Source organism: Paraburkholderia sp. USG1 (assembly GCF_031570135.1).
Lineage (GTDB): Bacteria > Pseudomonadota > Gammaproteobacteria > Burkholderiales > Burkholderiaceae > Paraburkholderia > Paraburkholderia dioscoreae.
The window spans coordinates 43976-50716 of sequence record NZ_JAMWXW010000050.1 but is presented as its reverse complement, the minus strand read 5'-3'; the positions used below and the strand labels follow the sequence as shown (position 1 = coordinate 50716).

General features: G+C 64.0%; 6 protein-coding genes. 1 reads left to right on the top strand and 5 read right to left on the bottom strand.

Annotated elements, in window-relative coordinates; translation table 11 throughout:
- Positions 1–394 precede the first annotated feature (394 nt).
- The gene (locus NE850_RS37730) at positions 395–1291 is read left to right on the top strand and encodes a DUF1521 domain-containing protein (RefSeq protein WP_165185457.1); all 897 of its coding nucleotides are present in this window, start codon (positions 395–397) and stop codon (positions 1289–1291) included.
- Positions 1292–1449: 158 nt separating this feature from the next.
- Here NE850_RS37730 and NE850_RS37725 read toward each other — a convergent pair whose 3' ends face one another.
- The 5 genes from NE850_RS37725 to NE850_RS37705 are packed head-to-tail and all read right to left on the bottom strand — an operon-like array spanning position 1450 to position 6739.
- Entirely contained in the window at positions 1450–1869 is a 420-nt protein-coding gene (locus NE850_RS37725; protein ID WP_165185454.1) for a hypothetical protein, read from the bottom strand.
- Entirely contained in the window at positions 1866–3188 is a 1323-nt protein-coding gene (locus NE850_RS37720; protein WP_007175524.1) for a FliI/YscN family ATPase, read from the bottom strand. Before NE850_RS37720 ends, NE850_RS37725 begins: the two co-directional genes overlap by 4 nt.
- 11 nt (positions 3189–3199) lie before the next feature.
- A complete protein-coding gene (locus NE850_RS37715; protein WP_007175525.1) occupies positions 3200–5278 on the bottom strand; it encodes a flagellar biosynthesis protein FlhA in 2079 nt (692 codons plus the stop codon).
- A 1-nt stretch (position 5279) separates the two neighbouring features.
- Positions 5280–6020 carry an EscU/YscU/HrcU family type III secretion system export apparatus switch protein gene (locus NE850_RS37710; RefSeq protein WP_007175526.1) on the bottom strand — a complete coding sequence of 247 codons (741 nt, stop codon included), beginning with the start codon at positions 6018–6020 and terminating at the stop codon, positions 5280–5282.
- Entirely contained in the window at positions 6017–6739 is a 723-nt protein-coding gene (locus NE850_RS37705; RefSeq protein WP_007175527.1) for an EscT/YscT/HrcT family type III secretion system export apparatus protein, read from the bottom strand. The genes NE850_RS37710 and NE850_RS37705 overlap by 4 nt, the downstream gene beginning before the upstream one ends.
- Positions 6740–6741: the final 2 nt, after the last annotated feature.

Here is a 6741-nt window from a genome sequence, read left to right as displayed (position 1 = left end):
GGGCTGGTTGACATGGTCGCACCTCGATGAGTTGTGGACGAACGGCGCGCGCTGAAAATCCGCTCACCGGCAGCGCCATCAGATCATCGGTACCGCAGCCGCATGTCGTACGGGAATATTAAGTTTGCGCGTGCGTCGACCCTACCTTGACAGCAACATTCGCCTGTTCGAAACCGCCTTACTCCATGACCATCCACATCGCCGCCTCTCGACAGGCCGCTGCGAACAGGATGAAAACCCGAATAATTCACAACTCATCTTTCACACTATAAATAAGTACGCCGAACGACAATCCAATCTCTCTACCATGTCATACACGGAACCATTCCATATCGTCGGCAAGGCGGTTCCGCCTCTCCAGTCAAGCCGACTCTTTTACCTCAGGAAAATCGACATGCAAGCAGCGATGCAAACCAATCACCTCTCCTTCTCGCTCCAGGCCAACGCGAATAGTCATACGCACGGCGGTGCGCAACCGCCGCTTCCGCGTGCCAGCGCCTTTGACGCTCACCGTCCGTCGCCGCAGATGTCCAACATGCAGGGCGGCTTCTCGAAGACGTCCTTCTCCATGGCTAGCCACACCTCACCGAACGGCTCCAGCAGCACATATACTTCGCAGTCGACAACCGTCAGCCGCGGCTATGGCTCCAATCAAACGCAAGCACGCTGCGACCGCCGCGACGATTCGTTCGGCGGCCGCGGCAGTGCGACAACCAACAGCCGCTTCGAGAGAAATTCGAATCAATGCGATCGCACACCGCCGCGCAACGACCACGGCAGCGGTTCGGGAAGCGATGCAGCCTCGTGGAACGTCACCAGCGCCACCAACGACCACGTCACGCTCCAAGACAATGGCCACACGATCGATGTCAATCAGAAGGATCAATCGGTGACCGTGACCAACAATAAAACCGGCGCCAAGACCGTAGCGGAAGGAGACCCACATTTCAAGCAGAATGGCACCTCGGCGATGTTCACGAAACCGGTGGAGTTGAACCTGGATGACGGTACCAAAGTCATACTCAACACGCAGGCAGACAAGAACAACCCGAAAGTCTCCTACGTGAGCCAGTTGGACGTCGTCAACAAGAACCAGGCGTTGCAGATCGGCGGCATCAACAATCGGGACGGCACACCGCTCTCAGTGCAGCACAACTCCAATGGCCGTCAGATCGCCGCCGCCGCGCAGGGCGCCTACCAATTGGTGGAAGCGCGCAACGGCAAAGGCTTTAACGACCCGACGACCGGCAAGAACCCGACGCAAAGCGATTTCAACCAACACGCGGCTTAAGCGCGCGCGATCAGCGATCAGGCTCGCCGGAGGAGGACAACGCCTGCCCTCCTCCGGCGAGAGTCGTATCACACTGGAAGGGGCCGGACGACGTCAAGTCGCCCGGCCCCGTTGTGTTCGGCTGTCGGATACGTCATATCGGGAATCGCGCTCAGCGTTTATCCGCTTTCGCGCAACCGGATCAGGCAATCGCGAGCGCGAGTGCAAGCCTCCTCCTGCCGAATCGTCTCGCGCCGCCAGTTCGTCAACGCTTGCGCCGCCGCCGCGCATGCTTCGGCATGCGCGGCCTCGGCTTCGGCCAGTTGCCGGCGCAGCGTCGGCGTGCGCGCGTCGTGCGCGCGTAGCGTCGCATGCCACTGTCGGCCTGCCGTCACGTCGCGCCGGCACGATGCGAGCACCCGTAGCCGCTCCTCGGCATGCCGTTCAAGTGCGGCGACGCGCTGTGCGACCTCGCCCGCCGTGCGACGCTCGCCGCGGCGCGCGTCCACCACATCGCGCAGCCTACGTTGAACGCGCAAGCGCCGTACTCGCGCCAGCACGCGCCAGAACTTCGCCAGCCTCGCGACGCTATGGCTCATACCGGATGATTGCCATCACACAGCGCATGCAACTGTTTTCGCACGTCGTCCCAACCGCAACGCGTGTCGTAGGGCTGGCGCAGAAAGCGCTCGATCGCTGCCCGCCGGTCGATGGCCCGGTCCGTATCCGCATCGTTACCGTGCTGGTATTCACCTATCTGCAGCAATAGTTCGACCTCCTCATAGCGCGCAAGCCAGTCGCGCACGCGGTTCGATTCCGCTTGATGCGCAGCACCGGCGACGCGCGTCATCAACCGGCTTCGGCTGCGCAGAATGTCGATGGCGGGATAGTGACCGGCCGCGCCCAGTTTCGACGAAAGCTGGATATGGCCGTCGAGCAGCGAGCGGGCTTCCTCGGCAACCGGATCGGACAGATCGGCCTCGTCGGCGAGCACCGTGTAGAACGCGGTGATGCTGCCCTGCGCCGTCACGCCGGCCGATTCGATCAGACGCGGCAACTGCGCAAACACGCTCGGCGGAAAACCGCCGCGCAACGGCGGCTCGCCGACCGCCAGCCCGAGTTCGCGCAACGCGCGCGCATAGCGCGTAAGCGAGTCGAACAGCAGCAGCACGTTGCGTCCGCTCGCGCGCAGTCCCACCGCGACCTGCGCCGCGAGTTCCGCCGCCTTGATCCGTTCCGCGGCGGGACGATCGGACGTCGCGGCGACCACGATCGTCGACGCGCGCCGCCGCTCGAGGTGGTCGTGAATGAATTCAGCCACTTCGCGACCTCGTTCGCCGATCAGCGCGACCACGACCGCATCGGTCGATGCACCGTTGGCGATCATGCCCATGATCGTGCTCTTGCCCCCGCCTGCGGGCGCGAAGATGCCGGTGCGCTGGCCGACGCCGCAGGTCAGCAGGCCGTCGATGGCGCGCACGCCGGTAGCAAATGGTGTCGTGATGACCGGCCGCTCAAGCGGATTGAGCGTCGCCCCGGTCCGGCTCTGCACAGCCGCACTCGCAAGCGGCTGCGGCGCGGGACCGCCGTCGAGCGGATTGCCGAGCCCGTCGACCACGCGACCGAGCAGTCCTGCCGCGTCGAACATGCCCCACTCCGAACCGCAGCCTTGCACCTCGGTGATATCCGACAGGCCGTTCAGACCGGCAAGCGGCATGACCAGCGCACCATCGTGCGCAAACCCGACCACTTCACCGTACTGCGCCTCATGCGTATCCGGCCGCACCAGGCGCACTTTCTCGCCGATCCGCAACGATACGCCCACCACCCGCGCGATCACGCCGCGTGCTTCAACCACCCGGCCGCGCAGCGTCGGTGTGGAAAGGAACACCGCCGCACTCTTTCCCGGAGATGACATGAGGTTCTCCTTCATGCCGCGCCCAGCGTCGCGACGGATTGGACGCGGTAGACGTCGAACGGAATCTCTTCAATGGCCAGCACGTCGATGCGCCGGCCGAAGTCGCGCAACAGACGCGCCAGATGCGGACGCAGCATCGCATTCGTCACGATCAGCGAGATCCCGTTCAGCTCGGTCATGAAGGTCCGCTGTGCACGCTCCAGTTCCTCTACGGAAAGCACACACTGCGGTTCACCGTCCACGCCACTTCTGATCTGCGCTTCAAGCTCGGCTTCCCATGATGGATCGAGCACCGCCGTGGAGATCGTCCACGTCTCGAGGTCGGCGTAGCTGCGCGCGATCTGCGGACCTAGCTGAATGCGTGCCTGCCGCACCATCCGGTCGATCGTGCGCTCGGCCGCCGGGACGCGTACGACGGCTTCGAGAATCGCGCGCAGATTGCGGATCGGCACGCGCTGCTGCAGCAATTGCCGCAGCACGCTGGCGAGTTGAACCGTGTTCACGGCCTGCACCGCCTGAGCGACCAGCTCGCGAAACTCGATCGATAGTTGATCGAGCAAAAAGCGCGTCTCCTGGGTGCCGAGAAAGTCGGCCGCCGAACGCTCGCAAACTTCCGCGAGGTGATCGCATAGCGCCTCGTCGACACTCGCCTTGTGGATCTCCGGGTCGTCGAGCGAGGCCGCGGTCGCGCTCGGCACCCAGACCGATTTCGCGGCTTGCGGCCGGTAGCCCGGCACGCCTTCGAACATGATGCGGCTCGCTTCGCCGCTCACCAGCGTGTGTGCGGCGACCAGCGTGCCGCTCGCAAACGGCACGTCCTCGATATCGACCACGTAGCGCTCGGGCGCGAGCCGCGAGTCGCGCAATAGCGCGAGACCCGGAAACGGCACGCCCAGCTCGACCATCAGCTTGCGGCGCAACTGGCCGAGCTGGCGGTTCAGCGCCTCGGGCCGCAATGCATCGAAAGCCTCCAGACCGAGCCGCAGGCGCAATGCCGCACTCGTGCCCAATTCGACATCGTCGAGAATGCGCGGCACGTAATTGCCGCCGTCGCGCGTCATGCCGGGCATCAGCGCGCGCTGCGAGTTGTTCGCGAGCGCAGCGTTGCGCATCAGCGTGATGGAGAGCACGAGCAGCAGACCGCCGGCCACCAGGAACTGGATGTGCGGAAAGCCGGGAATCGCCCCCAGCGACAGACACGCCACGCCGGCCATGCCGATGGCTTTCGGATGCGCCGCCAGCTGCCTGTAGATGTCACCGCCGAGATGGGCGTCAGCGCCATCGGTGGCGCTCACGCGGGTAACCAGAATGCCCGCGGCCACCGAGACGATCAGCGACGGAATCTGCGACACCAGACCGTCGCCGACCGTCAGAATCGTGTACGTGTGCAACGCGTCGCCAAACGACATGCCGCGCTGCGCAATGCCGACCGCCAATCCGCCGACGATATTCACCAGCGCGACGACGAGGCTCGCCACCGCATCGCCCTTGACGAATTTCATCGCGCCGTCGAGCGAGCCGTAGAAATAGGTTTCGCGTTCGAGCGACGCGCGCAGACGGCTCGCCTGGGCAGCCGTGACCACCCCGCTGCGCATGTCGGCGTCGATACTCATCTGCCGCCCCGGAATGCCGTCGAGCGTGAAGCGCGCCGCCACTTCCGCGACACGGTCCGCGCCTTTTGCCACGACGATGAACTGGATCGCCGCCAGCACCACGAACACCACGAGGCCGACCGCCACATTGCCGCCGACCACCATCTCGCCGAACGCGCCGATGATCTGGCCGGCGTGCGCATGGAGCAGGATCATCTTGGTCGAAGCGATAGCCAGCGCAAGGCGCAGCAACGTCGTGATCAGCAGCAGCGACGGAAAGCTCGCGAGGTCGGCGGCCTTCGATACATACAGCGTGGTGGTCAGCATCGTCAGGCCGGAGGCGAAGCTCACGCAGATGAACAGATCGAGCACGAACGGCGGCACCGGCACGATCAGCAAGGCAAGGACCGCCAGAATGCCGACGCCGACGGCGAGGTCCGCGTGACGCGCGAAAAATGCCGACAGATCGTAGCGGCTGAGAATGGAACGGTTCGACATGTTATTGACCTAACTCCCGATGAAGCGCACGACGACGGCTTTTGACGTAAGGATCGCCTTCGTCGTCGCGGAATTCGCGTTTGATTTCGTTCTTGTCCATGCGCAAACCGCGCAGCCACAGAAAGCGCTGGACGAGATAGTCGGCCACGCCGGGCGCGATCTGCGATACGGTCATCCAGAGCAGCAAATGCGAGTGCGAGACGGCCGCATAGCCAAGATGAACCGGTAAGGAAAATGTCCAGATGGGCGCAAGCTGCCGCAGCCACGCGACCAGTGCCTGCACAAACAGAAACAGCAGGATCGTGAACTGGATGATCGTGAGGACGGTGTCCCACACAAGGCGTAGGCTGAACATCTGCTTCAATCCATTGACGGGATTCAGGCGCTTGACGTCAGGCATGACGCGCTTCCATGCCAACAGGCCGCGTGTTTGCATCAGTTCGGGCACCAGCACCGCGAGCGCGCCGACACCGAGCGCCGCCAACACCGGCGACATGAAGGCGTAAAGCGCGGCACACGTCGACGCAAGCCGGTCGCCGAACTCGCGCGAGCCGTCCAAGGTTGTCACGCGCAGGATCAGCTCGTTGCCCAGCGCATACAGGTGGGGTGCCTCGATGAACAGATAAAGCCACCAGCACAGGCCGCTGAACGCCACTGTCAGATGCGTGCTCTTCGAGATCTCGCCGTCCCTGCGCGCGCGGCGGATCCGCTTGGGGGTCGGCGCTTCGCTCTTGTTGCTCATTGCAGATGGATCACGTGATCGAACGCGATGCGCAACTGTGCGAACAGAGCAGGCACACTCAGCACAGCCGCAAACGTCAGCACTCCGGCTTTGACCGTGCGCGCGGTCGCGAAGGGATTGAGCCGCTTCGCATGCCGCGACATCAGCCCGAACGCGACATCGACGAGCAGCATGAGGCCGAGCAACGGGGTCGCAAGCCGCACGCCTTCGGTGAGTACGTCCGCGAGATTGCGCAGTGCCAGTTGGCGGAACACGTCGACCAGGTCGCCGCGCCATTGCCCAGGAGGCCACAGCACCCACGCGTCCGTGAAGAAACCGAACAGCAGTGGCAGGCCGGGCCCCGTGAATAGCGTCAGCGCGGCGAATTGCAGAAACAATTGTTCGAACAGCGCTGCTTCCTGCTGGAAATGCGGGTCGTACATCGCGGCACTCGCATAGCCCCCCTGCTGATCCAGCATCGCGCCGGCAGCGCCGGCGGCGTGGAAGATCGTGCCGAGCAGCAGGCCGAGCACGACACCGGTGGCGACTTCGACCACCATCGCCGGCACAGGATGCGGTGGCCAGCCTACCTGCTGCGGCAGCATGGCGATCACTAGAAGAAGCGGCACCCGCAACTTGCTTCCGAGCGGGCCGCTCTGGCTAAATGGAATCATGGAGAGCGCGACGGCCGGCCGGATCGTGCAGAACGCGAAACCTTCGAGATAGCGGATAGGGTCCATGG